At 69.8% G+C, this 23,774-nt stretch carries 25 protein-coding genes; 17 read left to right on the top strand and 8 right to left on the bottom strand.

Features of this window, described 5'->3' with window-relative positions:
• Window positions 1-243 precede the first annotated feature (243 nt).
• The gene (locus tag ACFWX1_RS05600) at window positions 244-1,437 is read right to left on the bottom strand and encodes an FAD-dependent monooxygenase (protein ID WP_378384184.1); all 1,194 of its coding nucleotides are present in this window, start codon (window positions 1,435-1,437) and stop codon (window positions 244-246) included.
• Window positions 1,438-1,611: 174 nt separating this feature from the next.
• On the opposite strand from ACFWX1_RS05600, the gene ACFWX1_RS05595 reads away from it, so the two are divergent.
• The 3 genes from ACFWX1_RS05595 (at window position 1,612) to ACFWX1_RS05585 (ending at window position 4,040) form a co-directional block, all read left to right on the top strand.
• Window positions 1,612-2,544: a TetR/AcrR family transcriptional regulator C-terminal domain-containing protein gene (locus ACFWX1_RS05595; RefSeq protein ID WP_378384182.1), complete on the top strand. Its 933-nt coding sequence runs from the start codon at window positions 1,612-1,614 to the stop codon at window positions 2,542-2,544.
• 20 nt (window positions 2,545-2,564) lie between these two features.
• On the top strand, window positions 2,565-3,731 hold the full coding sequence (locus ACFWX1_RS05590; RefSeq protein ID WP_378384180.1) for a pyridoxal phosphate-dependent aminotransferase: 1,167 nt from the start codon (window positions 2,565-2,567) through the stop codon (window positions 3,729-3,731).
• A 123-nt stretch (window positions 3,732-3,854) separates the two neighbouring features.
• Window positions 3,855-4,040 carry a hypothetical protein gene (locus ACFWX1_RS05585; RefSeq protein WP_378329520.1) on the top strand — a complete coding sequence of 62 codons (186 nt, stop codon included), beginning with the start codon at window positions 3,855-3,857 and terminating at the stop codon, window positions 4,038-4,040.
• 21 nt (window positions 4,041-4,061) lie between these two features.
• Here the strand turns inward: ACFWX1_RS05585 and ACFWX1_RS05580 are convergent, their stop codons facing one another.
• From ACFWX1_RS05580 to ACFWX1_RS05570, 3 genes are all read right to left on the bottom strand, one after another.
• Window positions 4,062-4,901, bottom strand: a complete 840-nt coding sequence (locus ACFWX1_RS05580) for an SAM-dependent methyltransferase (RefSeq protein ID WP_378384178.1) — start codon at window positions 4,899-4,901, stop codon at window positions 4,062-4,064.
• Window positions 4,902-4,991: 90 nt separating this feature from the next.
• A complete protein-coding gene (locus ACFWX1_RS05575; protein WP_378384177.1) occupies window positions 4,992-5,570 on the bottom strand; it encodes an HAD family hydrolase in 579 nt (192 codons plus the stop codon).
• A 15-nt stretch (window positions 5,571-5,585) separates the two neighbouring features.
• Entirely contained in the window at window positions 5,586-6,608 is a 1,023-nt protein-coding gene (locus tag ACFWX1_RS05570; RefSeq protein WP_378384175.1) for a threonine aldolase family protein, read from the bottom strand.
• A 135-nt stretch (window positions 6,609-6,743) separates the two neighbouring features.
• Here ACFWX1_RS05570 and ACFWX1_RS05565 point away from each other — a divergent pair, with 135 nt between their 5' ends.
• From ACFWX1_RS05565 to ACFWX1_RS05555, 3 genes are read left to right on the top strand one after another with little or no spacing between them, the layout of a single operon-like run.
• Window positions 6,744-7,253 carry a SigE family RNA polymerase sigma factor gene (locus ACFWX1_RS05565; protein ID WP_378329524.1) on the top strand — a complete coding sequence of 170 codons (510 nt, stop codon included), beginning with the start codon at window positions 6,744-6,746 and terminating at the stop codon, window positions 7,251-7,253.
• A complete protein-coding gene (locus ACFWX1_RS05560; RefSeq protein WP_378384174.1) occupies window positions 7,246-7,956 on the top strand; it encodes a hypothetical protein in 711 nt (236 codons plus the stop codon). Before ACFWX1_RS05565 ends, ACFWX1_RS05560 begins: the two co-directional genes overlap by 8 nt.
• A 37-nt stretch (window positions 7,957-7,993) precedes the next feature.
• A complete protein-coding gene (locus tag ACFWX1_RS05555) occupies window positions 7,994-8,605 on the top strand; it encodes a TetR/AcrR family transcriptional regulator (protein ID WP_378329526.1) in 612 nt (203 codons plus the stop codon).
• Window positions 8,606-8,654: 49 nt separating this feature from the next.
• On the opposite strand, the gene ACFWX1_RS05550 is transcribed toward ACFWX1_RS05555, so the two are convergent.
• A complete protein-coding gene (locus ACFWX1_RS05550) occupies window positions 8,655-9,653 on the bottom strand; it encodes a lactonase family protein (RefSeq protein WP_378384172.1) in 999 nt (332 codons plus the stop codon).
• 59 nt (window positions 9,654-9,712) lie between these two features.
• On the opposite strand from ACFWX1_RS05550, the gene purB reads away from it, so the two are divergent.
• The 7 genes from purB to ACFWX1_RS05515 all read left to right on the top strand — a co-directional run bounded on the left by purB (window position 9,713) and on the right by ACFWX1_RS05515 (window position 16,582).
• Window positions 9,713-11,143: an adenylosuccinate lyase gene (purB, locus tag ACFWX1_RS05545; RefSeq protein ID WP_378384170.1), complete on the top strand. Its 1,431-nt coding sequence runs from the start codon at window positions 9,713-9,715 to the stop codon at window positions 11,141-11,143.
• Between the two features lie 154 nt (window positions 11,144-11,297).
• Entirely contained in the window at window positions 11,298-12,128 is an 831-nt protein-coding gene (locus tag ACFWX1_RS05540) for a substrate-binding periplasmic protein (RefSeq protein WP_378384169.1), read from the top strand.
• Window positions 12,129-12,132: 4 nt separating this feature from the next.
• Window positions 12,133-12,900 carry a transporter substrate-binding domain-containing protein gene (locus ACFWX1_RS05535; RefSeq protein WP_378384167.1) on the top strand — a complete coding sequence of 256 codons (768 nt, stop codon included), beginning with the start codon at window positions 12,133-12,135 and terminating at the stop codon, window positions 12,898-12,900.
• 20 nt (window positions 12,901-12,920) lie between these two features.
• A complete protein-coding gene (locus tag ACFWX1_RS05530; RefSeq protein ID WP_378384165.1) occupies window positions 12,921-13,700 on the top strand; it encodes an ABC transporter substrate-binding protein in 780 nt (259 codons plus the stop codon).
• Complete coding sequence (locus tag ACFWX1_RS05525; protein ID WP_378384163.1) at window positions 13,701-14,465, top strand: amino acid ABC transporter permease; 765 nt, start codon at window positions 13,701-13,703, stop codon at window positions 14,463-14,465. It abuts the gene before it with no gap.
• Window positions 14,466-14,467: 2 nt separating this feature from the next.
• Window positions 14,468-15,208 carry an amino acid ABC transporter ATP-binding protein gene (locus ACFWX1_RS05520; RefSeq protein WP_378384473.1) on the top strand — a complete coding sequence of 247 codons (741 nt, stop codon included), beginning with the start codon at window positions 14,468-14,470 and terminating at the stop codon, window positions 15,206-15,208.
• A 489-nt stretch (window positions 15,209-15,697) separates the two neighbouring features.
• Window positions 15,698-16,582 (top strand): MOSC domain-containing protein, encoded by an 885-nt coding sequence (locus tag ACFWX1_RS05515; protein ID WP_378384161.1) that lies wholly within the window; start codon window positions 15,698-15,700, stop codon window positions 16,580-16,582.
• Here ACFWX1_RS05515 and ACFWX1_RS05510 read toward each other — a convergent pair.
• On the bottom strand, window positions 16,465-17,271 hold the full coding sequence (locus ACFWX1_RS05510) for an S-adenosyl-l-methionine hydroxide adenosyltransferase family protein (protein ID WP_378384159.1): 807 nt from the start codon (window positions 17,269-17,271) through the stop codon (window positions 16,465-16,467). The two genes, ACFWX1_RS05515 and ACFWX1_RS05510, sit on opposite strands and share 118 nt — an antisense overlap.
• A 33-nt stretch (window positions 17,272-17,304) precedes the next feature.
• Here ACFWX1_RS05510 and ACFWX1_RS05505 point away from each other — a divergent pair, with 33 nt between their 5' ends.
• A complete protein-coding gene (locus ACFWX1_RS05505) occupies window positions 17,305-18,189 on the top strand; it encodes a phosphoribosylaminoimidazolesuccinocarboxamide synthase (protein WP_378384157.1) in 885 nt (294 codons plus the stop codon).
• 133 nt (window positions 18,190-18,322) lie between these two features.
• Window positions 18,323-19,027 carry a DUF2334 domain-containing protein gene (locus ACFWX1_RS05500; protein WP_378384155.1) on the top strand — a complete coding sequence of 235 codons (705 nt, stop codon included), beginning with the start codon at window positions 18,323-18,325 and terminating at the stop codon, window positions 19,025-19,027.
• Window positions 19,028-19,042: 15 nt separating this feature from the next.
• On the opposite strand, the gene ACFWX1_RS05495 is transcribed toward ACFWX1_RS05500, so the two are convergent.
• Entirely contained in the window at window positions 19,043-19,678 is a 636-nt protein-coding gene (locus tag ACFWX1_RS05495) for an MBL fold metallo-hydrolase (protein ID WP_378384153.1), read from the bottom strand.
• A 32-nt stretch (window positions 19,679-19,710) separates the two neighbouring features.
• Complete coding sequence (locus tag ACFWX1_RS05490) at window positions 19,711-20,655, bottom strand: DUF5937 family protein (RefSeq protein ID WP_378384151.1); 945 nt, start codon at window positions 20,653-20,655, stop codon at window positions 19,711-19,713.
• A gap of 70 nt (window positions 20,656-20,725) precedes the next feature.
• Here ACFWX1_RS05490 and ACFWX1_RS05485 point away from each other — a divergent pair, with 70 nt between their 5' ends.
• Both ACFWX1_RS05485 and ACFWX1_RS05480 read left to right on the top strand, forming a co-directional pair.
• The gene (locus ACFWX1_RS05485; RefSeq protein WP_378384149.1) at window positions 20,726-21,868 is read left to right on the top strand and encodes an MFS transporter; all 1,143 of its coding nucleotides are present in this window, start codon (window positions 20,726-20,728) and stop codon (window positions 21,866-21,868) included.
• Window positions 21,869-21,904: 36 nt separating this feature from the next.
• Complete coding sequence (locus ACFWX1_RS05480) at window positions 21,905-23,401, top strand: aldehyde dehydrogenase family protein (RefSeq protein WP_378384147.1); 1,497 nt, start codon at window positions 21,905-21,907, stop codon at window positions 23,399-23,401.
• Window positions 23,402-23,774: the final 373 nt, after the last annotated feature.

Genomic DNA, 23,774 nt, shown 5'->3' with positions numbered 1-23,774 from the left:
TCTGGGGGTGTTGCGGGGGGGGTGTTGGGGTTGGTTGGGGGGCGGCCGGGGGGGGGCGCCCACCGCCGGTTGGCGGTTTTCCCCGCGGGCCAACGGAGCGTTCGCGACACCAGGCGGTGTGGTCGGGAAGTCCGGGGGACACCCTGGGCGCATCCCGCAGGACCGCGCACAGGAGGCGTGCTCCAGCGCAACGCCCACTGCTCGCGACCGCATAAAGTCCCTCAATGTGGCATTCACGGATCGTCAGTAGTCCTTGAGGCGGACGGTGTTGGCGGATTCGGTCAGCGGCTGCATCGCCTTTCGCATGATTTGCGTGCGGAAGGGCAGGTAGCGCAGCGCGCGCAGGCTCTGGATCTGCCGCCATTGCGCTGCGCGGGTCTGGCTGCGCTTGTTCGACATCGCCAGTTCCTGGTTCTTCAGCACGAACGGCCGCATGATCTCCGTGTACCGCGCGAACGCCGTGCCGTGATCGCCGTGCGCGGCCCGCAGTTCGCCCGCCAGGACGTACGCGCCGACGAGCGCCAGGCTGGTGCCCTGGCCGGAAAGCGGTGACGGGCCATAACCCGCGTCGCCCACCAGGGTGACGCGATCGGCGGTCCAGGAATCCATGCGTACCTGGCTCATCGAGTCGAAATACAGTTCCGGTGCCGAGCGCATTTCCCGCAGCAGTCGCGGAATTTCCCAGCCGCCGCCGAGAAAAGCGTCCGCGATGAGCTTTTCCTGCTGGGCGCGGTCGTGATGGTCGTAGTCCAGCACCGGCGCTTCGAAGCCCAGCATCGCCCGCGTTTCCGTGTTGCCTCGCGCGCTGTAGACGCCGGCAAGCCGCCCCGGCGACATGTGGAAGACCTGCCAGCGGTCCAGGTTCAGGTAATTCGGCATGGTGAACACGCTCAAATACGTGTCCAGATGGTGCAGATAACGCGTTTCCGGGCCGAACGCCAGCCGTCGCACCGTCGAGTGGATGCCGTCCGCGCCGACCACGAGGTCGAACGTGCGGGGAGCGCCGGAGGCGAACGTGACGTCGACTCCATCGGGAGTCTGGGTCAGTCCCGTGATCGAGTCACCGAAGACATACTCGACGCCGTCGGTCGCCGCGTAGAGGATGTCGGTGAGTTCGTCGCGCAGGATCTCGACGTCCTCGCTGTCGACGAGACCGCCGGTCAGCGTGTGCTCGGTGACGTCCACCAGCTTCCGGCCGCGGGCGTTGTACCAGGACATCCCGCGCATGTCGGTGCCGAGCCGCCGGATGTCGGCCAGTACGCCCATCCGCTCGACGACGCCGAGGGCGCTGCCCCGGATGTCGATCGCGTGCCCGCCGCGCCTCGGCGCCTCGGCGCGTTCGACGACGGTCGGCCGGAAGCCGTGCCGGCGCAGCCAGTAGGCCAGAGTGATTCCGGCGACGCCCGCGCCCGAGATCAGGATGTTCCGCTCGGTCATGATGTCTCCCTGTGTACGTCGTTTCGAAGTTCGCTGCGTACAAGGTATGCACACGGGATAATCTGCGCCTAGGGCTGCGGAAACCCAATGTGAAAGCACTAGTGCGCGGCGAGCTTGCTACCAGTAGCGCACTAGTCTTGGAGCAGTGAGCGCACTAGTGCACTAGGAGGAGAAATGGGCCCTCAACCGGACCCGCCCTACCGCCGGATCGTCACCGAGATCCGGCGGCGGATCGCCGCGGGCGAGCTGGCACCGGGCGCGCGGGTGCCGTCGACCCGCCAGATCGTCAAGGACTGGGGCGTCGCGATGGCCACCGCGACCAAGGTGCTCGCGACCCTGCGGGACGAAGGGGCCGTGGTCACCCGGCCCGGCGCGGGGACGGTCGTCGCCGAGGCGCCCGAGCGTCGCGTGCCGAAGCGGGAAGCCGAACTTTCCCGCGAGAGCATCGTGCGGGCGGCCGTCCGCATCGCCGACACCGAGGGCATCGGCGCGCTCGCGATGCGGCGGATCGCGTCGGAACTCGGGGTCGCCACCATGGCGCTTTATCGCCATGTGCCCAAGAAGGACGATCTCGTGCTCGAGATGGCCGACCTCGTCCTCGGCGAAATCACCTTCCCGGCGACACCGCCGGAGGGCTGGCGGGCTCAGCTCGAACTGCTGGCCACGCGCCAATGGCAGCTGTTCCGGCAGCATCCCTGGCTCGCGCAGGCGCTTTCGGTCACCCGCCCGCAGCCGTTGCCGAACCTGCTCGACCACGCCGAATGGGCGGTCCGCGCGCTCGACGGCCACGGCCTCGCGCATTCGACGATCATGTACGCGCACATCACGCTGTTCAACTACGTCCGCTCGACGGCGCTGAACTTCGAGTGGGAGGCCGAAGCCGAGGCGGGGTCCGCGCACTCGGACCAGGAGTGGCTGGCCGAGCACGAGCCCGTGCTGTTCGAGCTGATTGCCAAGGGCCGCTACCCGTCCTTCGCCGCCGTCATCGCCCGTGGCGACTTCGACTTCGAGCTGGATCGGCTGTTCGGGTTCGGCCTGCAACGCCTGCTCGACGGGTACGGGGCCTTGATCGCCCGCACCTCGGCACATCGGGGCCGGCCCGAGTAGCCCAGGTTAGCCTGCAGGACATGGTCGACCTCGGTGCTTTCGCCGGGCCCGCGCTGCGGGCCGGAGTTCCCCCGTTCCACGTCATGGACGTCCTTTCCGCGGCACAAGCCCGGCAGCGCAGCCACGGTGACCTGGTCGCGCTCTGCGCGGGCCAGCCCTCGGCGCCCGCCCCCGCGCCCGTGCTCGAGGCCGCGAAGAAAGCCCTGTCGACGCAGACCCTCGGGTACACCGAACAGCTCGGCATTCCCGAGCTGCGCGAGGCGGTGGCCGGGCACTACCAGCGGAAATACCGGATCGACGTCGCTTCGCAGGACGTCGTCATGACGACCGGCTCCTCCGGCGGCTTCCTGCTGTCGTTCCTCAGCGCGTTCGATCCCGGCGCCCGGGTCGCGATGGCCAGGCCCGGCTACCCGGCCTACCGGAACCTGCTGCGCGTGCTCGGCTGCGAGGTCGTCGAATTCGCCACCGGCCCGGAGACGAACTTCCAGCCCACGGTAGCCCTGCTCGACGAGCTCGGCCCGATCGACGGGCTGATCGTGGCCGCCCCGAGCAATCCCACCGGCACCGTGCTGCCGCCCGGCGAGCTGGCGGCGATCAGCGGCTGGTGCTCGTCCCACGGTGTCCAGCTGATCAGCGACGAGATCTACCACGGCATCTCCTACGGCGCCGAGCTGGATTGTGCCTGGCAGTACGGCCGCGAGGCGCTCGTCCTCGGCAGCTTCTCGAAGTACTTCGCGATGACCGGCTGGCGGCTCGGCTGGATGCTGGTCCCGCAGCGGCTCCACCGTGCCGTCGACGTCCTGACCGGCAACTTCACCATCTGCCCGCCCGCGGTCTCGCAACACGCCGCCGTCGCCGCGTTCACACCGGAGTCCTACGCCGAGGCGGACGGCCACGTCGAGCGCTACCGCGCCAACCGCGACAGGCTCTTCGCTGGGCTACGCGAGGTGGGGATCGACAAGCTGGCTCCGGCCGATGGGGCCTTCTACGCCTACGCGGACGTTTCCGCGTACACCACCGACAGCCTGAGCTGGTGCCAGCGGCTGCTCGCCGACACCGGCGTCGCCATCGCGCCCGGGGTCGACTTCGATCCGGTCGACGGCGGGAAGTTCGTGCGGTTCTCGTTCGCGGGCTCGGCCGGGGACATCGACGAGGGTGTCCGCCGCATCGGTGCCTGGCTCGGCTGAGCACGGTCAGGGGGAACCCGGAGATCCCCCTGAACGTTGGCCGGTTCGAGAGAGTTTTCGCGTCGAGGGTGGGACGCTGGCCATACCGGGCCGGCAGGGCGCGGGGACGCAATCGGAGGAGCCATGTTCTGGAAGATCGTCGGAGCGCTTGTCGTCGCGTGGGTGGCGTTCATGGTGCTCGGCTCGGTGATCGGGTTCGTGTTCAAGGCGATCCTGTGGATCGCCGTGATCGGCGGGGTGCTGTTCCTCGGCGCCGCCGGCTACCGCGCGATCACCGGCAAGAAGGACCCCAGGCGCATCAATCAGTGAAACCGGTGAGCTGACGGCCGGTCACGGGATCCGCGCCACGCCTGCCAGCGACGTGAAGTTCACGGGCGCCAGCTTGGCGAGGCGCGGCCCCTCCGGCCACCACTGGTGCGGATAGGTCAGCCCGGGTTTGACGAGCTCCAAGCCGTCGAAGAAGGACGCGATCTCCTCACGGGTGCGGTAGAGCGTGTCGAGCCCGGTACCGCCGAAACGTTTCTCCAGCGCGGTCGCCACATCGGCGGCCTCGCTGCCGTCGGCGGGGTTGTGCTGGTGCAGCAGGACGAGGTAGGAGCCCGGCGCCATCGCCTCGACGTAGGCCTTCACCACGTTCCGTGCCCGTTCGAGGTCGGTGATGTGGTGGATGATCGCGCACATGATCAGCCCGGTCGGCTTGCGGAAGTCGAGGTTCCGCACGAGCGTCTCGTCGGACAGCGTGGCGTCGGGATCGAGCAGGTCGCTGCCGGAGATGTGGGTGTACTCGTTCTCTTCGAGTAACGCGCGGCCGTATGCCTGCACGACGGGGTCGTTGTCGACGTAGACGACGTGCGCCTCGGAATTGTACCGCTGCGCGACCTGGTGCGTGTTCTCCACCGTCGGGAAGCCCGAGCCGAGGTCGAGGAACTGGTCGATCCGCATCCGCTCGGTGAGGAAGCGGACAGCGCGGACCAGCCACGCCCGTACCTCCTTCGCCATCCTCGACGAGTCGGGCGCGATGTCCAGGATCTGCCGCACCACCGCGCGGTCGACCGCGTAGTTGTCCTGCCCGTCCATCAAGGCGTCGAAAACCCGCGCGATGCTCGGCCGATCGAAGTCGGACGGCAGCACGGCCGGCCGGCGATCGGACGGCGGATCGTGTGCGGGCATGTCACCTACCGCGGGAAGTCGGTTTGGGTGAAGCCAGCTTAGGCCCACGCTATTGACCCTGTGTAGGCGGATCTGCCGTGTGGGTGATTTTCAGCCGAGCGCGGCCTTCGCCGCTTCGGCGCCGTCCCATACGTGGGCCCGGATTCCGAGCGCCCCCGCCGCGTCCACATTGGACTTTCGATCGTCGAAGAAGAGACAGTCCGCCGGCGCCGCGCCGAGCCGGCCGAGCAGGATCCGGTAAATCCGCTCGTCCGGTTTCACGCAGCCCAGATCGCCGGAGAACAGCGTGACGCGGAAGTGCCGCGCCCAGTCCTGTTCCCGCGCCCAGCGGCCGAAGGACGACGGCGCGTTGGACAGCAGCGCGAGTGCCGCGCCCGCCTCGCCCAGCGCGTCCAGCAGTTCGGCCGAGGACGGTTCGAGATGGGACCAGCCTTCGACGTCGATGCTGGTCAGCTCCTCGCTCTTCGCCTTGTCGACCTCGACGCCGAGCGCCTTCCCGACCGATTGCCAGTACTCGAGGTCGCCGCAGCCGCGGTCGTACGGCTCCCGCAGCGCCCAGTAGTGCTGCTCCAGCCTCCCGGCCTCGACGCCCAGCGTGGCGGCGAGTTTCGGCAGCGCGGCCGTCCGCTTGCTCAGCACGTCGCCGTAGTCGAACACGATCCAGTTCATCGATCCCCCATCAGTTCAGGCACCGGCTTTGATGCGGCGCAGTGCTTCCTCGACGTCGGCGGCGGACAGGTCGCGGTGCAGCACGAACCGCACCCGGCCGCCCATCGGGAGCGCCAGGATGCCGAGCGAGCCGAGCCACTCCAGCGCCGTCGGGACGTCGGCGACCTCGGCGAGCACGATATTGGTCTCCGGGGTCACCACCGGCCAGCCGTGCTCGGCGACCCCGGCCGCGAGCCGCCGGGCGTTCTCGTGGCTCTCGGCCAGCTCGTCGACGCGGTCGAGCGCGACGAGGCAGGCCGCCGCGAGCACTCCGCCCTGGCGGACTCCGCCGCCGAGCATCTGCCGCGTCCGCCGCGCCTGCCCGACGAAGTCCGGCGTGCCCGCGACGACCGAGCCGACCGGCGCGCCGAGGCCCTTGCTGAAACACGCCGATACGGTGTCGACGCCGACGGTCAGCGCGGCGGGCGGGACGCCCAGCGCGACCGCGGCGTGCCAGATCCGCGCGCCGTCGAGGTGGACCTTCAACCCGGCCTGCTTGGCCACGGCGAGCAACTGCGCGTGTTCGTCCGGCGGGGTGACCGCCCCGCCCGCCGCGTTGTGCGTGTTCTCCAGGCACAACAACGAAGTCCGCAGTGTGTAGTAGGGGCCTTGCGTGCCGATCGCCAGTTCGAGGGCCTCGGCGGTGGGGCGGCCGGGCCCGGCGTCGTGTTCCAGCGGTTCCGCCATCCCGCCCGCGAGCCACGCGGCGGACCCGAGTTCGTTGTTCAGCACGTGCGCGCCGCGCATCGCGAGGAACCGGTCGCCGCGGCGCAGGTGCGCGGTCAGCGCGATCAGGTTGGCCATGGTGCCGCTCGGGACCCACAGCGCGGCGGGCATGCCCAGCACTTGCGCCGCGCGCCGTTCGAGTTCGGCGATCGTCGGATCGGTGTCGATGACGTTGTCGGCGACCTCGGCCTCGGCCATCGCCCTGCGCATCGTCTCATCCGGCTGGGTCACAGTGTCGGAGCGGAAGTCGAGCGGCTGCGGCGTCCAGGTCACGGTCCGATCACATCACACGGGCCGTGCGTGGATCAATGCGGCAGGAGGCTGGTCGAACTTCGCGGGCCGTGCAACCGTGGACGCCCCCGGTTCCGTCCTACCGCCGACGACAAACAGAGTGGAGCACGACTGCGCGTGGACCAGCGCGACGAGCAGGAGTTCGCGGAGTACTTCGCCGCAAGGCGGGACGCCGTGCGCCGGACCGCGTACATGCTCTGCGGCGACTGGCATCGCGCGGACGACCTCGCGCAGACGGCGTTCGTGGCGCTGCACCGGAGGTGGAAGAAGATCAGGGATCGCGGGGCGACGGACGCCTACGTGCGCAAGACCCTGGTACGGGCGTCGATCGACGAGTCCCGCCGCCCGTGGCGGCGGGAACGGCAGACCGACGAGCTGCCCGAGCCCGCGCAGGACGGGCCCGGCCTCGCCGAACGCGTCGCCACCAGGGAAGACCTTCTCGCGGCGTTGCGCGAGGTACCGCCGAAACAACGCGCGGTCCTGGTCATGCGGTTCTTCGAAGGGCTCGACGTCAGCGCCGCCGCGAAGGCGCTGGGCTGCAGCGAGGGCAACGTCAAGAGCCAGACCGCGCGCGGGCTGGCGAATCTGAAACAGGTTCTGGAACGGGAGGTGGAGACCAATGGATGAGCGCGACCTCGAGACGTTGTTCTCCGCCGCGCCCGGCGAACCGCCGCCCTCGACCTTCACCGAGTCCGACGTCGTCGCCGAGTCGAAGCGGCAGACGGCGCGGCGCCGTTCGCGCCTCGCCGTGTCGACGAGCGCGGTCGCCCTCGTCATCGCGGGGGCGGGAATCTTCGGAATTGTGTCGAATGTCGAGTTCGGGACGCCGAATTCGGCGTCTTCGGGGATCAGGGCGAACTCGGCGCCGGTGCCAGGGCAACCGAGCGCGGGACCCGCACGTCCATCGGGTGAGTCACCGAACTTCTCGTCGTCGTCGCCCCAGCAGGGGGGTGACGGAGACGGGAGGACCGGCCCTCGGGTCGAAGGCACCTCCGGGTGCGAGCAGGTAGACCGGGAGCTCGCCACAGCCCTCGCTGGCGAGCTCCCGGTCCCTGTCGCCGCCGATGGGGCTTCACCGGGCGGCGCCTGTACGACGGGTGCCAGGGCCGCGGGGTTCCCGCTGGCAGACGGCATCATCTCCGCCGCCGTGTTCCCCGCCGGCATCCCAGCCGAAGTACCGCAACAGCCCGCGGGCGCGGCGATCACGCGGCTCCCCGCCCGCAGCGGCGGAACGGTGGTGCTGATCAGCGTCGCGGGGACGCCGGGGCGGCCGGTGCCCTTCGCGGGTGACCTCGGCCGCATCGCGAGTGACCTCGCCGCGCGGTTCTGACCGGGCGTCGCGGGCGGAGCTGGCACAATGAAGGCCCATGACCGCTGCAGCCACCACACCCAAGGGTGAACGCCGGCGTACCGCGCTCGCCGAGGCGGCAGCGGAGCTGCTGGCCGAAGGCGGATTCGACGCCGTGCGGCACCGTGCGGTCGCCGAACGCGCCGGACTTCCGCTGGCCTCCACGACGTACTATTTCGACTCGCTCGAAGACCTCGTCACCACCGCCGTCGAGCACCACTCCCGGATCGAACTCGCCGCCGGGCGCCGTCGGCTGGAGGAGATGGCCACCCGCAACCGCGGCGTCCAGGCGACCATCGAGCTGGCGCTGGACATGCTGCTCGGGCCCGCCACCGGGGACCCCGAGACCGACGCCGAGGCGGTGCTGCTGCGGTACGAGCGGCTGGTCGCCACCGGCCGCCGGAAGTACCTGCGGCCGATCATGCGGACGCTGAGCGAGCAGTTCAAAGAGCTGCTGATGGAGACGTTCACCCGGTCCGGGACGCCAGTGACCGACGCCGAGCTGGAAAAGCTGGTCGCGCTGGTCGACGGCGCCGTGGTCAACGCGCTGATCGAGGTCGACCCCGATCCGCGCGCGGCGGCGGCACGCATGCTGCGCACCGCGCTGACCGAGAACGCCGGAGTGAGCTGAAGGGGACTTTCCTCGCATGCGATGCGAGGAAAGCGCCCTTCAGCGCGTCTTACGCGCCGAACGTCCCCTTCAGCAGCACGCAGCTGGGCCGGGGTGTCGGATAGCGCGCCGGCTCGCCGGAGCCGTCGAGGGGGAACACGGTGAGCGCGTCGTCGTGCTGCGCGGCCACGAAGCACATGCCGCCGGCCAGCGCGAAATGGCGTGGTTCGGCGCCGCTCGGATGGTCGATGACCGCGATGGCCGCCGGGTCGAGGCTGAACTCCGTGACGCAGTCCGGGCCGCGGCTGGACAGGTACAGCCGGTCGCCGTCGAGCTCCACGTGCGCGACCAGGTTCGGTGTGGTGTCCGCGGCCTTGGTCGACGGCGTGACCGCGACGACCTCGAACGCGCCGGGCCTGACCTCGCGCATCGTGACCAGCGTCCCCGCCAGCTCGCCCACGACGTAGGCGAGGTCCGTCCCCGGCCGCCGGATCAGCTGTCGCGGTCCGGTGCCCGAAGGCACCGTCGAGACCGCGAACTCGTGGAGCAGTCCTTCCGGGGAGAGCCGGTAGCTGCGGATTTCGTCGGTGCCGAGGTCGACCGCGCTGACGATCGTGCCTGCCTCGTCGGTGCCCGGCACCGCCATGTGCACGTGGGCGCTGTCCTGCCTGCCCTCGACCGGACCCCGGCCGGCGTGCCGCACCAGATCCGTCCGGCCGGTGATCCGGCCGTCCCCGTCGAGCCCGAACACCGCGAGGCTGCCGCTGGAATAGTTGGCGCACAACAGGAATCGGCCGTCCGCGGTGACCGCGAGATGACACGGGTCGGCGCCGCCGCTTTCGACGGTGTCCAGTGCCGTGAGCGTGCCGGAGTCCTCGATGCGGACCGTGGTGAGCGCGCCGTCCGCGGTTTCGTTGGCCGCGTACAGCATCGGCAGCGCGGGGTGCCGGGTCAGCCACGACGGCGACTCCATCGGCAGTGTCCCGGCGTGGGTCAGCTCTCCGGTGGCCGAGCGGCGGAAGGTCACGATGCCGGTGGGCCCGTAGCCACCTACGAGGACAAGATCCATGGCGCCGAGTGTTCCGGCCACCTGCGGCTATACGCAAGCACGCCGAGTATCGTGAGGCCGTGACGGACAAGCCCCGCATTCCGAACGTGCTCGCCGCCCGCTACGCCTCCACCGAGCTGGTCTCGCTGTGGTCGCCGGAGCGCAAGGTTGTGCTGGAGCGCGAGCTGTGGCTCGCCGTGCTCCGCGCGCAGGCCGACCTCGGGGTCGAGGTGCCGAGCGGCGTCGTCGCCGACTACGAGCGGGTGCTGGAGCAGGTCGACCTCGATTCGATCGCCGCCCGCGAGCGCGTCACGCGTCACGACGTCAAGGCCAGGATCGAGGAGTTCAACGCGCTGGCCGGGCACGAGCACGTCCACAAGGGAATGACCTCGCGGGACCTCACCGAGAACGTCGAACAGCTGCAGTTGCTGCGTTCCCTGGAGCTGATGCGGACCCGCGTCGCCGCGGTGCTCTCGCGGCTGGCGGCGCTCGCCGTCGAGCACGCCGACCTGGTGATGGCCGGTCGTTCGCACAACGTCGCCGCGCAGGCGACCACGCTGGGCAAGCGGTTCGCCACCGCCACCGACGAACTGCTCGTCGCGTTCGCGCGGCTGGACAACCTGATCGAGCGGTACCCGCTGCGGGGCATCAAGGGCCCGGTCGGCACCGCGCAGGACATGCTCGACCTCCTGGGCGACGAGTCCACTTTGGACGCACTGGAGTCGCGTGTCGCCGAGCACCTCGGCTTCAAGCAGGGATTCGTCAGCGTCGGCCAGGTGTATCCGCGGTCGCTCGACTTCGACGTTCTGTCCACTGTGGTCCAGATGGCCGCCGCGCCGTCGAGCCTGGCCAAGACGATCCGGCTGATGGCGGGGCACGAGCTGGTCACCGAGGGCTTCAAGCCCGGCCAGGTCGGCTCGTCGGCGATGCCGCACAAGATGAACACGCGCTCCTGCGAGCGGGTCAACGGCCTCGCCGTCGTGCTGCGCGGGTACCTGTCGATGATCGGCGAGCTCGCCGGCGACCAGTGGAACGAGGGCGACGTCTCCGACTCCGTGGTCCGCCGGGTCGCGCTGCCGGACGCGTTCTTCGCGCTCGACGGGCTGCTCGAGACGTTCCTCACGGTGCTCGCCGAGTTCGGCGCCTTCCCCGCGGTCGTCGAGCGTGAACTGGACCGCTACCTGCCGTTCCTCGCCACCACGAAGGTGCTGATGGCGTCGGTACGGGCCGGGGTCGGCCGGGAGACCGCGCACGAGGCGATCAAGGAGAACGCCGTCGCCGTCGCGCTGGAAATGCGGGAGCGCGGGCTGGCCGAGAACGACCTGCTGGACCGGCTCGCCGCCGACGAGCGCATCCCGCTGGACCGGGGTGAGCTGGACAAGCTGCTCGCCGACCGGATCTCGTTCACCGGGGTGGCTCCGCGCCAGGTCGAGGAGGTCGCGCGGCGGGTCGAAGCGGTGCTGGAGCGCTTCCCGGAGGCGCGCGAGTACGCCCCGCAGCCCATCCTGTGAGCAAGGGCACCTGAAACCGTTCACAGAGTGAGACGGAATTACCCGAACGGGCGAAATCCCTAATCTCGACCGCTGGAACCGGAGCGCCGGGCCGCCTACCCCGCGGCCTGGCGTGTTGTATCGCGCCTGCGCGCGCCTACCCACGGAAGAAGCGATGAGATCCACGCTGTCGAGAATTGCCACCGTCGTCACCACCGGAGCGCTCGCGCTGAGCCTCGCGGCCTGCGGCTCGTCGTCGGGCGCGTCCGGCACGGACAAGAAGACGCTGCGAGTGGGCACCCTGAGTGACGCGCCGCCGTCGATCTACCTGCAGAACGGCACCTTCACCGGCTACGACAACGAGCTGCTCCGCGACATCGCCAAGCGGGAGGGGTTCGAGGTCGAGTTCGTCGGCACGGAGTTCGCCGGCCTGCTCGCCAGCGTCGCGAACGGCAAGTTCGACATTGGCAGCTCGACCATCTCCACCACCGACGCACGCAAGAAGACCGTCGCCTTCACCAACGGCTACGACGTCGGCTACACGACGATCGTGACCAAAAAGGACGCGAACCTCAAGGACCCGGCCGCGTTCGCCGGGAAGCGGCTCGGCGTGGTCCAGGCCTCGGTCCAGGACGAGTTCGCCGGGAAGATCGCGGGCGCCAGCGTGGTGCGTTTCCCGGACTACAACGCCGGTTTCGCCCAGCTGAAGAACGGCACCCTGGACGGCTGGGTGGTGCCGAAGGACATCGGCCAGCAGTACCTCGACCAGAACCCGGCCGTGCCGCTGGAGTTCGGCTTCACCCAGCCGAACAAGGACACGCCGTCGGCCTACGCCGTCGCGAAGACCAACAAGGACCTGATCGCGAAGCTGAACGACGGTATCGCCAAGGCGATCGCGGACGGCACGGTCGCGCGGCTGCACGCGCAGTTCTTCAAGCAGGCCCCGCTGACGCCCGAGCTCGAACAGGGCGGCGCTGGCCTCCCCGTGACCAACCCCGGAGTGTGACGTCGTGAAGAAGATACTGCTCGCCACGCTGGCCGCCGGTCTGGTCGCGACGCTCAGCGCGTGCGGTTCGGGTGGCGCCTCCGACACCCTCCGGGTCGGCACGCTCGGTGACGCGCCGCCGAACGTGTTCGTCAAGGACGGCACGTACACCGGGTTCGACAACGAGCTGCTCCGCGCCATCGCGGCGAAGAAGAACCTCAAGCTGGAGTTCTCCGCGACCGAGTTCTCCTCGCTGCTCGGCCAGGTGTCTTCCGGCCGCTACGACATCGCCAGCTCGGCGATCGCGCAGACCGAGGAACGCAAGAAGACCGTCGACTTCTCGGATTCCTACGACTTCGAGACGATGAGCATCCAGGCGAAACAGGGCAGCCCGATCACCGAAGAGAAGGGCCTGTCGGGCAAGCGGGTCGCGGTGATCCAGGCTACGGTCGGCGACAAGTGGCTGACCAGCACGGTGCCGGACGCGCAGCCGGTGCGGTTCCCCGATTACGCCGCGGCGCTGACCGCGTTGAAGACCGGGGCCGTCGATGCGTACGTCCTGGACCAGAGCATCGCCGAGAAGAACGTCACCGAGAATCCGGACGCGAAGCTCGCGGTCGTGAAGAGCTTCACCACCGACGTGCCGCACGGGTTCGCCGTCCGCAAGGGCAACGCCGACCTGCTGACGAAGCTGAACGACGGGCTCAAGCAGGTGATCAAGGACGGTACGTGGCTTAAGCTCCATCAGCAGTTCCTGCCGACCGCTCCGGTGCCGGCCGGGTTCGGTAGCTGAGTCGGAAGCTGAGGAGTGACATGAGGAAGACTTTGGCCACGGCGGTGGCCGCGACACTGCTGGCCGCGCTCACCGCGTGCGGCAGCGGTAGTGGTTCCGAGGGCAAGACGCTGCGGGTCGGCACGCTGAGCGACTCCCGGCCGAACGCCTATCAGGAGAACGGCAACTACACCGGTCTGGACAACGAGCTGCTCCGGGCCATCGCGGCCAAGGTGAACCTCAAGGTGGAGTTCGTCGCGACCGACTTCTCGGCGCTGCTCGGTCAGGTCGCGAACGGCACGTACGACATCGGCAGCGCGGGTATCGCGCAGACGGACGCGCGGAAGAAGACGGTGGACTTCTCGGCGCCGTACAACTACCAGTCGCTGGGGATCGAGGTCAAGGAAGGCGCCCCGATCACCGACGAGAACTCGTTGGCGGGTAAGCGGATCGGCGTCGTCCAGGGCACCGTTTCGGACACCTGGCTGGCGGCCAACGCGCCGACGGCTCAGCCCGTCCGCTTCCCCAACGACGCCGCGGTGGTGAGCGCGCTCAAGACGTCCGGTGTGGACGGTGCGGTGTTCGACCAGGCCTCGGCCGAGGACTACGCGAAGTCCAATGTGGACGCCAAGTTCAAGGTGGCGAAGGTCATCACCACCAACATCCCGCACGGTTACGCGGTGAAGCACGGGAACACCGAACTCCTGAACAAGCTCAACGACGGGATCAAGCAGGTCGTCGCGGACGGCACGTGGGAAAAACTGTTCAAGCAGTTCGAACCGAACACGCCGATTCCCGCCGACTTCAAGGTCAGCAAGTAAATGGATCAGTTCTTCAATACCTTTCTCAACTGGGAATACATCTGGCAGGTCTTCCCCGATCTGCTCAAGACGGGCATCTGGAACACCCTGATCCTCGCCGTGGTTTCGGCGGTGATCGGCACCGTGCTGGGCATGGTCGTCGCGGTGATGGGCCTGTCCACGAAGAAGTGGCTGCGCTGGCCCGCGCGGGTGTACACGGACATTTTCCGTGGCCTGCCCGCGATCCTGACGATCCTGGTGATCGGGCAGGGTCTCGGCACGCTGGCGCGGGACATCGTCGGCACGAACCCGTATCCGCTGGGCATCCTGGCGCTGAGCCTGATCGCGGCGGCCTACATCGGCGAGATCTTCCGGTCCGGTATCCAGAGTGTCGAAAAAGGACAGCTGGAGGCCAGCCGCGCGCTGGGGATGAGCTACACCAAGGCGATGGCGCTGGTCGTCATCCCGCAGGGCGTGCGGCGGGTGCTGCCGGCGCTGGTGAACCAGTTCATCGCGCTGATCAAGGACTCCAGTCTGGTGTACTTCCTCGGCCTGCTGCCCGAGCAGCGCGAGCTGTTCCGGATCGGGCAGGACCTCGCGGCGAACACCGGGAACCTGTCGCCGCTGGTCGCGGCCGGATTCGTGTACCTGGTGATCACCATTCCGCTGACGCACCTGGTGAACTACATCGACAAGAAGCTGCGGACCGGGAAGAAGGTCGACACCGTGGATCCCAGCACGGAGTACACCCCGGCCAACTATTCGGGTGGAGGTGTTCCCCAGTGAGCGTGCGTGCGCCGGTGCACTCGTCGAGCGTCGAGCTGCGCGACATCCACGTGAAGTTCGGGACCCTCGAAGTCCTGCGCGGGGTGGATCTTCGCGTCGAGAAGGGCAAGACGACCTGCATCATCGGTCCGTCGGGGTCGGGCAAGTCGACGCTGCTGCGGTGCGTGAACCGGCTGCAGGAACCGGACCGCGGTGATCTGCTGCTGAACGACGAGAGCGTCATCTCGGCCGACCCGGACGTGTTGCGGCAGCGGGTCGGGATGGTGTTCCAGCACTTCAACCTGTTCGGGCATCGGAGCGTGCTGGACAACATCGTCCTGCCGCTGCGCAGCGTCAAGCGGCTCGGCAAGGAGGAGGCGGCGTCGATCGCGCGTGCGCGGCTGGAGGACGTCGGCCTGGCGGACAAGGCGCCGTACCGGCCGAGCGCGCTCTCGGGCGGCCAGCAGCAGCGGGTCGCGATCGCACGGGCGCTGGCGATGGAGCCCGAGGTCATGCTGTTCGATGAGGCCACCAGCGCGCTGGACCCCGAACTGGTCAAGGGCGTCCTGAACCTGATGGCCGGTCTCGCCGAACGCGGACTGACCCTGCTGGTCGTGACCCACGAGATGGGCTTCGCCCGCAGTGTCGCCGACGAGGTCGCCTTCATGGACGGGGGCAGGATCGTCGAACAGGGCCCGCCCGCCGACCTCTTCGACAACCCGCAAAGCCCGCGCCTGCAACGCTTCCTCTCGCAGGTGCTCTGACCAGGCCCGCACCCATCCGGTAGGCATTCCCCCACCCTCCCGGGGGCACCCCTGCAACCAGCGTATCGAGGTTCGGGGCGCGGGTGGGGGTGTACGGGAAATCTGTGGATGGCCGGGGCCGTTGTGGACAACTCCCCGGCCTGGCTGTCGCGCACCTCCGCCCTTGTCGGTCCCGCCTGCGATCATCGTGACCGGGGGCGGCGCCCGTCAGCTGCGCATTTCTCGGGGAGCCGGTACGTCGGCTGCTGTGGTCCGTGGGGGCCTCCTTGAGGTACCCAGAGTCCCTCAAGGAGGCCCCCACGGACCTGGAATCCGGCCAACCACCAAACCGGATGATTTACCGCAAATGTGCTCCCGCGGACGGCACTAGCACGCGTCCGGGGCCGCCAACTACCCGGGCATGTCCAAAAGCTTCGAGAGCATCGCCCAACGTCCCCAACGCGTCGTCCGGGACGCGGGAGTCGCCGAATCGACAGGTAATCTGCGGCTATGGCGAGAATCGCGCGGCTGACGTATTACCCGGTCAAGGGTTGTGCCGGGACCTCGGTGGATACGGCGCTGGTCACCGAGGCCGGGCTGGCGCACGACCGCGCCTTCATGGTCGCCGCGCCCGACGGTGACTTCCGCAGTCAGCGCAAGTTCGCCGTGCTCGCCACCGTCCGTCCCCGGATCGTCGGCGAAAGGACGCTCGAACTCTCCGCGCCCGGGGTCGAAGACCTCCAGGTCGATATCAGGAAGGACGGTCCACGGCACCCCGCGGCCACCTTCAGCTGGCACGGCGATGCCGTCCACCAGGGCAAGGAGGCGCAGGACTGGTTCTCGACGCTGCTCCGTACCGAATCGATCCTCGTCGGCGTCGCGCCGGACCACGAGCGCGTCACGAGCGGGCAGACGCCGGGCACCGCGGCCTTCGCCGACGGGCACGCGCTGCTCGTCACCAGTGAGTCCTCTTTGGACAGTCTCAACGAGAGGATCGCGTCGCGCGGGGGCGAGCCGGTGCCGATGGATCGCTTCCGGCCCAACATCGTCGTGGCGGGCTGGGCAACGCCGCACACCGAGGACGACGTCCGCGCGATGCGGGCCGGGGGCGCCGAATTCGGCTACGCGAAGCCATGTGTGCGGTGTTCGGTGCCGATGGTCGACCAGGAGACCGGCGTGAAGTCCGGCCCCGAGCCGATCCGCACGCTCGCCACCTACCGCCGCGATCCCGACGGCGGCGTGACGTTCGGGATGAAGGCCGCCGTCACCAGGCCCGGTCAGCTCGCCGTCGGCGACGAGGTGATCGTGCACTCCTGGGCCGGGCCGAGGCCCAGCGTCGCGGCCGCCGAGCCGCCGTTGATCGCGACCGCGAGCCGCCCCGCCGAGTCGGTGTAGAGCACCGCCTCGCCCCGCGCCGCGTCCCCGAACGTCCGGCCCACCACCGCCCGCACCGCGACCCGCGCGCTGTGCACCGACACCGCGCCGGTCAGCTCGGTCAATGCCAGGTCGGCGGGACTCGCGGCGAGCTGGACGTTGCCGAAGTGGTCCACTGTCACAACCTCCGCGACCAGTTTTCCCGGGAACGCGGCGACGAGCGGGTCCGGCAGCGTCACCAGGTCGGGCACTCGCTCGCCGAACTCCGACGGGGCCACGCCCAGTGCGAGATGCGCGGCGGCCGGGGCGAAGATGTCGCGGCCGTGGAAGGTGGCCGAGGTCTCGGGGAGCCGCAGCGACGGGTCGGACAGCTCGAAGGCCTCGACGACGCCGCCGAGCGCCGACGCCGCGGGAAGCAGCAGCCCGTTGTCCGGCCCGACGAGCAGCCCCCGCCGCGCGACGACGACAACGCCGCGCCGGGCGGTGCCGACTCCGGGGTCGACCACCGCGAGGTGCACCGATTCGGGCAGGTAGGGCGCGGTCTGCGCGAGCGCCGTCGCGCCGTGCCGGATCTGCTGCGGCGGCACTTCGTGGGTCACGTCGATCACCTGGACGTCGGGCGCCAGCCGCGCGATCACCCCGCGACAGGCCGCCACGAACCCGTCCCGCAGGCCGTAGTCGGTCGTGAACGAGATCCACCGGTACGTCATGACCTGCATCATCTCGCGGGTTAGGGTGCTGCGGTGACGACGCTCGCCGATTACCCGAAGATCTCCGCAGGCAAGGTCCGCGAACTGTACGCGGTCGACGACGACCACCTGTTGCTGGTCACCTCGGACCGGATCTCCGCCTACGACTTCGTGCTGGACACGCCCATCCCGGACAAGGGCAGGGTGCTGACGGCCATGAGCGTCTTCTGGTTCACCCAGCTCGCCGACGTCATGCCGAACCACCTCGTCGCCTACGACGACCCGCGCATCCCCGCCGAGGTCCGCGGCCGCGCGCTGCTGGTGCGGCGGCTGAAGATGCTGCCCGTCGAGGCCGTCGCCCGCGGGTACCTCACCGGCTCCGGGTTCGCCGACTACCGGCGCACCGGCGCGGTGTGCGGCGTCGAGCTGCCCGCCGGGCTGGCGGAGTCCGCGAAGCTGCCCGAGCCGATCTTCACCCCGGCCACCAAGGCGGAACTCGGCGAGCACGACGAGAACGTCACGTTCGACGCGGCCGCCGCCACGATCGGCCGTGAGCTGGCCGAACGCGTCCGCGAGGCCACCCTGGCGATCTACCGGCGCGGTGCCGATCTCGCCGCGGAGCGCGGAATCCTGCTGGCCGACACCAAGTTCGAGTTCGGCCAGGACGAGAGCGGTGCTCTCGTCCTCGGGGACGAGGTGCTGACCCCGGACTCCTCGCGTTACTGGCCCGCGGACGGCTACGCGCCCGGCCGCGCGCAGCCGTCGTTCGACAAACAGTACGTCCGCGACTGGCTCACCGGCCCGGCCTCCGGCTGGGACCGCGCGTCCAACACCCAGCCGCCGCCGCTGCCGGACGACGTCGTCGCCGCCACCCGCGCCCGCTACGTCGAGGCCTACGAGCGCATCACCGGGCTTTCGCTGGCGGACTGGCCGGGCTGACCCCGGCGCCGGGCAAGGCACCGGAAAAACGGGGCTGCGTTGACCCAGCCGGGTGAACGCCTCCGCAACCGTCGTCGGACCGTTCGGTGCAGTTCACGGCGTGGTCAGGCGGGCGCCATCGGGCTCCTGCGTAATGGGCAGCGTGGACGCTCGTTTGCTCGTATCGCTGTCCGGGATCACTCCGCGGACGCTGCATCGCTGCGCCGACCTCGCGGCCGAGCTGGAACGACGCAAGGTGCCGCTGTCGGTCCTGTATGCGGCGAGGACCGGCGACGGTCCGGTGACGGAGTGGACGCGAGTCCGCGCGAAGGCCGGTGATTCCGTGCTGCTGCACGGCTACGACCATCGCGTCACGCCCACCCATCGCACCGTCCAGCTCGGCAAGAAGGCCGAGTTCGCGGCGCTGCCCGCGCACGAGGCGCGGCTGCGGCTGATCGCCGCGAAGGCCGCGCTCGACGGCACCGGCCTCGCCGTCGACGGCTTCGCGCCACCGCGCTGGATCGCGTCACAGGGCACGCTCCAGGCGTTGGCGGAACACGGTTTCACGTTGTGCGCGGACTTGGTCTCGGTGCGGGACCTGGAAAGCGGCGAGTCCTGGCGTTCGCGGGTCCTGGAGTTCAGCAGCCAGTCCCAGCGCACCGAAACCGTGCGCTGCTTCGCGCTGGTGCTCGCGAGCGCCAGGGCGGCGCGCAAGGGCGGCCTCGTCCGCCTGGGAGTCGAGGCCGCCGATCTCGCACGTCCCGGTCTGCGCCAGGCCCTGCTCGACGCGGTCGATGTCGCGCTGGAGAACCGGGCTTTCGGCTCCACCTACGGCGCGCTCCGCCGCGTCGGCGTTTGACAGGACAGCCTGACGTCAGACGGTGGTGGGCTCGGCGCGGTCGAGCACCTTCACTTCGGTGCCCTCGGGCGCGAGGTTGCCGAACAGCCCGTAGTGCAGGGCCGGATTCGCCAGCACGGCCTCGTGGATCGGCACGGCCGCGCGCGGTGCCACCGCCCGCAGGTAGTCCACCGCCTCGCCCGCCTTGAGCCACGGGGCGCCGGTGGGCAGGCCGAGCACGTCGATCTTCTGCTCGGGCACGAAGAACGAGTCGCCGGGGTGGTAGAACGCGCCGTGATCGACGATGTAGCCGACGTTCGGGATCACCGGGATGTCGCTGTGGATCACCGCGTGCTCACCGCCGACGACGTTCACCGTGCTGCGCCCGATTTCGAACGCGTCGCCCGGTTCGGCGACCTCGAACGTCGCGCCCGTCTTCCGCACGGTCTCCGCGGAACCGGGGTCGATGACGAGTTTCGCGCCGGGGTTCGCCTCCAGCAGCGCGGGCAGCCGTTCGACGTCGAGGTGGTCGAAGTGCTGGTGGGTAACGAAAATCGCGTCGAGTTCGCGTTCGCCTTCGAAGCCGGCGGAGAACGTGCCCGGGTCGATCAGGATCCGCGCGCCCTCGGTCTCCAGCAGCACGCAAGAATGTCCAAAATGGACAATTCGCATCAGGATTCTCCTTAGGATCGTCGCTTTCCACCCTATGCCCGAAGGAGTGCGTCGCCAAGTTCGGTGCGCCGGTAGCGGACTTCCCGGCCTCGGCGCGCGGTCTCCAGCAGTCCCGCCGCCCGCAGCGCGGTGAGATGTTCGGACACCGTTCCCGGCGCCAGGCCCAGGCTCGCGGCGAGGTCCTTGGTGCTCGCCGGGCGGTCCAGCGCGACCAGCAGCGCGGCCTTCGTGCGCCCGAGCACCCCGCTGAGCGCGGCGGGCGGACGGCTCGGCCGCGCCCACAACTCGGCCACGCCCCGCGCCGGGTACAGCAGCGCGGGCTGCCACGGCTCCATCGTGATGACCCCGACGCTCGGCCAGGCGAAGACCCCGGGGATCAGCAACAGTCCACGCCGGTCGAGCCGGACCCGGCTGCGTTCCCGCATCTCGATCATCAGGACGTCGCCGGAGAGCCGGACGCGGCCGTGCAGATCGGCCAGCATCCCCGCGATGCCGTGCTCGGACAGCTGCCGCGAGCGTTCCTCTATGTCCGCCACGAGCAGGCGCCGCATCCGCGGCCAGTGCGGCTCGACGAGCTCGGTCCAGGCGAGTTCGAGCTGATCGGCGAGCAGATCCCGTGCGGTGGCGGGGTCTTCGGGAAGCGCGCTCAGATCGGAGTCCACTTTGGCCAGTTCGAGTGCCACCTGCGCCGGGAGCGTGCGGCGGATCTCGGCGAGCTGTACTTCGGCGGTCGTCGCCGGATCCTGTGGCGGCGGCGCGAGGAAGTCGGTGATGTAGTGCCGCGCGCTCATCACCGCGGCGAGTTCGGCGATCGGCAGGCGCCCGAGTTTCCGGGCGGACTCGCGCAGCCACGGCAGATGACTCGGATGCCCGCGGACACCGAGCAGCGTTTGCATCGCGCCCATCGTCTCGTCCAGCGGCGAAATGGCGAACCGGACGTGGTTCGCGCTCTCGGCCGTCAGCACGAGTTCGATCACGGTGGGCTCCAGGATTCGGCTATTCCCGAATCAGTATTGCCGAACGTGTCCGTCGCGACACGGTGTCGACATGTCTCTCCTGAAACATCGCGGGTATTGGCGCTGGTCGGCGGGAGTCCAGCTGACCCGGCTGCCCGCTGCCATGGCGCCGCTGGCGTTCACCGTGCTCACCACGGCCACGACCGGGTCGTACCGGCTCGGCGGGGTCATGATGGCGGTGTACGTCGTCGCGGAAACCGCGGCCGCCGTACCGATCGGACGGCTGCTCGACCGGTTCGGGCCGTCCCGTGCTCTTCCGGTCCTGCTCTTGTTGGTCGCGGCCGGCTTCGCGGCGCTGGGCACGGCCGCTTCGTGGGGCGTGCCGGAGTTCGTCCTGCTCACGCTGGTCGTGCTGCCGGGCGCGCTCGCGGGCGGTCTGTCCGGTGGCTTCCGGACGTTGCTCGCCGCGACCGTCTCCGACGACATCCTGCCGAGGGCCGTCGCGGTCGACGCGATGATCCTCGACGGCGTGCTCATCGCCGGGCCCGCGCTCGTGTCCGCACTCGCGCTCGCCGGTCCGCTGGTTCCACCGTTCGCGATGGCCGCGGTCTGTGTGCTCGCCGCGATCCTGGTGCCGCGTCGCACGATGGCGCCCGGCCGAGGGGAGGCCGGGGAGCGCCCGCCGGTCCCGCTCGCGAGGTGTCTGCCGTGGCTGGCCTGCCAGTTCACCGTCGGGCTGTTGCTGTCGACGATCGAGGTCGCGCCGCTGCCGTTCGTCCAGCGACTCGGCGCGCCCGACGCGACGGCGCCGATCGTGGTCGCCGTGCTGTGCGGCGCGAGCATCGCGGGCAGTTCGCTGTACGCCTGGCGCGGGACGACCGGCGAACCGCGGCTGTTCCTGGGCGGGTTCGTCGCCGGCGGCGTCCTGGTGGCCGCGAACCTCGGCTGGGCGGGGCTGCTCGCCGGGGTGACGCTGGTCGGCGTCTGCACGGGACCGCTGGTCACCGTCGCGTCGGTGAACCTCCAGCGGCTGTTGCCGGAAAGGCGCAGGTCGGAAGGGTTCTCGCTGGCTTTCACCGTCCAGGCGACGGGGTTCGGGCTCGGCTCGCTCGGCGTCGGCGTGCTCCCGCTCTGGCTCGCGCCGTTGTTCGGTACCTTTTCCGCGGCGACCATCGTTGTCATGCTGGGTACCCGGGCCCGGCGAGCTATTGGCACTGCGTCAGTAACGTCGTAGCCTGGGCCTTACGTCGATACCACGGGAGTGACGCCGATGACCGCCGTGCAGCCCAAGCCGACCTCGGTCGGCGAAACCTTCGACTCGCTGAGTCCCGCGACCGACGAGGTGGTCGGGACTTACCCGGTCGACACCGCGGAAGAGGTGAAGGCCGCGGTCGAGCGCGGGCGGGCGGCCGCGGAATGGTGGGCGGGCCTCGGCTACGCGGGCCGCGGCGAACGGCTGCGCCGGTGGAAGGGCGTGCTGACGCGCCGACTGCCGCAGCTGTGCCAGGTCGTGCGCGACGAGACCGGCAAGCCCATCGCCGACGCGCAGCTGGAGAGCGTCCTCGCGATCGAGCACATCGCCTGGGTGAGCAAGCACGCGCGCAAGTACCTCGGCAAGCAGCGGCGTCCCGCCGGCTTGCTGATGGCGAACCAGGCGGCGACGGTCGAATACCAGCCGCTGGGCGTCGTCGGCGTGATCGGGCCGTGGAACTACCCGGTGTTCACGCCGCTCGGCTCCATCGCGTACGCGCTCGCGGCGGGGAACGCGGTCGTCTTCAAGCCGAGCGAGTACACCCCGGGCGTCGGGAAGTGGCTGGTGGACGCGTTCGCGGAGGTCGTCCCGGAGCACCCGGTGCTGCAGCTGATCACCGGCTTCGGTGAGACCGGCGCGGCACTGGTCGGCGCGGGAGTCGACAAGATCGCCTTCACCGGCTCGACCGCGACCGGCAAGAAGATCATGGCCGCGGCCGCCCAGACGCTGACCCCGGTGGTCATCGAGGCGGGCGGCAAGGACCCCGTGCTGGTGGACGCCGACGCCGATCTCGACGCCGCCGCGGACGCGACGGTGTGGGGCGCCTTCTCGAACTCCGGCCAGACCTGCATCGGTGTCGAGCGGGTCTACGTCCACGAGCGGGTGCACGACGAGTTCGTGCGCAAGGTCGTCGAGAAGTCGAAGGACGTGCGGGCGGGCTCGGACGAGGCCGCGCAGTACGGCCCGGTCACCATGCCCTCGCAGCTCGGGGTGATCCGCAAGCACATCGCGGACGCGCTGGCGCGTGGCGGAAAGGCCGTGCTCGGCGGGGTCGATGCCGTCGGCGACCGGTATGTCCAGCCGACCGTGCTCGTCGACGTCCCCGAGGATTCCGAAGCGGTGCGTGAGGAAACCTTCGGCCCGACCGTCACCATCGCGAAGGTGCGCGACATGGACGAGGCGGTCCAGAAAGCCAACGACACCAAGTACGGCCTCGGCTCGACGGTGTTCTCGAAGTCGCGTGGCCTCGAACTGGCCCAGCGGCTGCGTACCGGTATGACCGCGATCAACGCGCCGCTCTCGTTCGCGGGTGTCGCGTCGCTGCCGTTCGGCGGCGTGGGTGACTCTGGGTTCGGGCGGATCCACGGGCCGGAGGGCCTGCGGGAGTTCGCGCGGTCCAAGGCCATCGCGCGGCAGCGCTTCGCGCCGCCGATGATGCTGACTTCCTTCAGCCGCAAGCCTTCCACGGACGCGCTGGTGGCGAAGCTGATCACCGTGCTGCACGGAAAACGCTGATTCGTTTCGGTTGGTCCGTGGGGGCCTCCCTGAGGGACTCTGGATCCCTCGGGGAGGCCCCCACGTCGTTCTCCTGCGTCCTTTGTGGACTCCGCAAAGGGGGCTGGGGCGCGGTTGCGACAAGGGCGTCCCTGGGTGCGTTGGCTGCGCCGGGGGCGTCCCTCGGTGCGTCAGATGCGTCCAGGGCGTCCCTCGGCTCAGCGCTTTGGGCCCGCCTCCGGGACCTCTGGAGCGTGTCGGGGCGGGATGGCTCGGCTCAGGTGTCGGGGGGGGGGCGGGGGGGGGGGGGGGGGGCCCCCCCGCGGGGCGGGGCCGGCGGCGGAGCGCGTCGGGGAGTTGGTCTAGGGATAAAGCACCACCCCCAACCACACGG

The sequence above is a fragment of the Amycolatopsis sp. NPDC059021 genome, assembly GCF_042739895.1.
Taxonomy (GTDB): Bacteria; Actinomycetota; Actinomycetes; order Mycobacteriales; family Pseudonocardiaceae; genus Amycolatopsis.
This window is presented reverse-complemented; position numbering and strand designations above follow the sequence as displayed.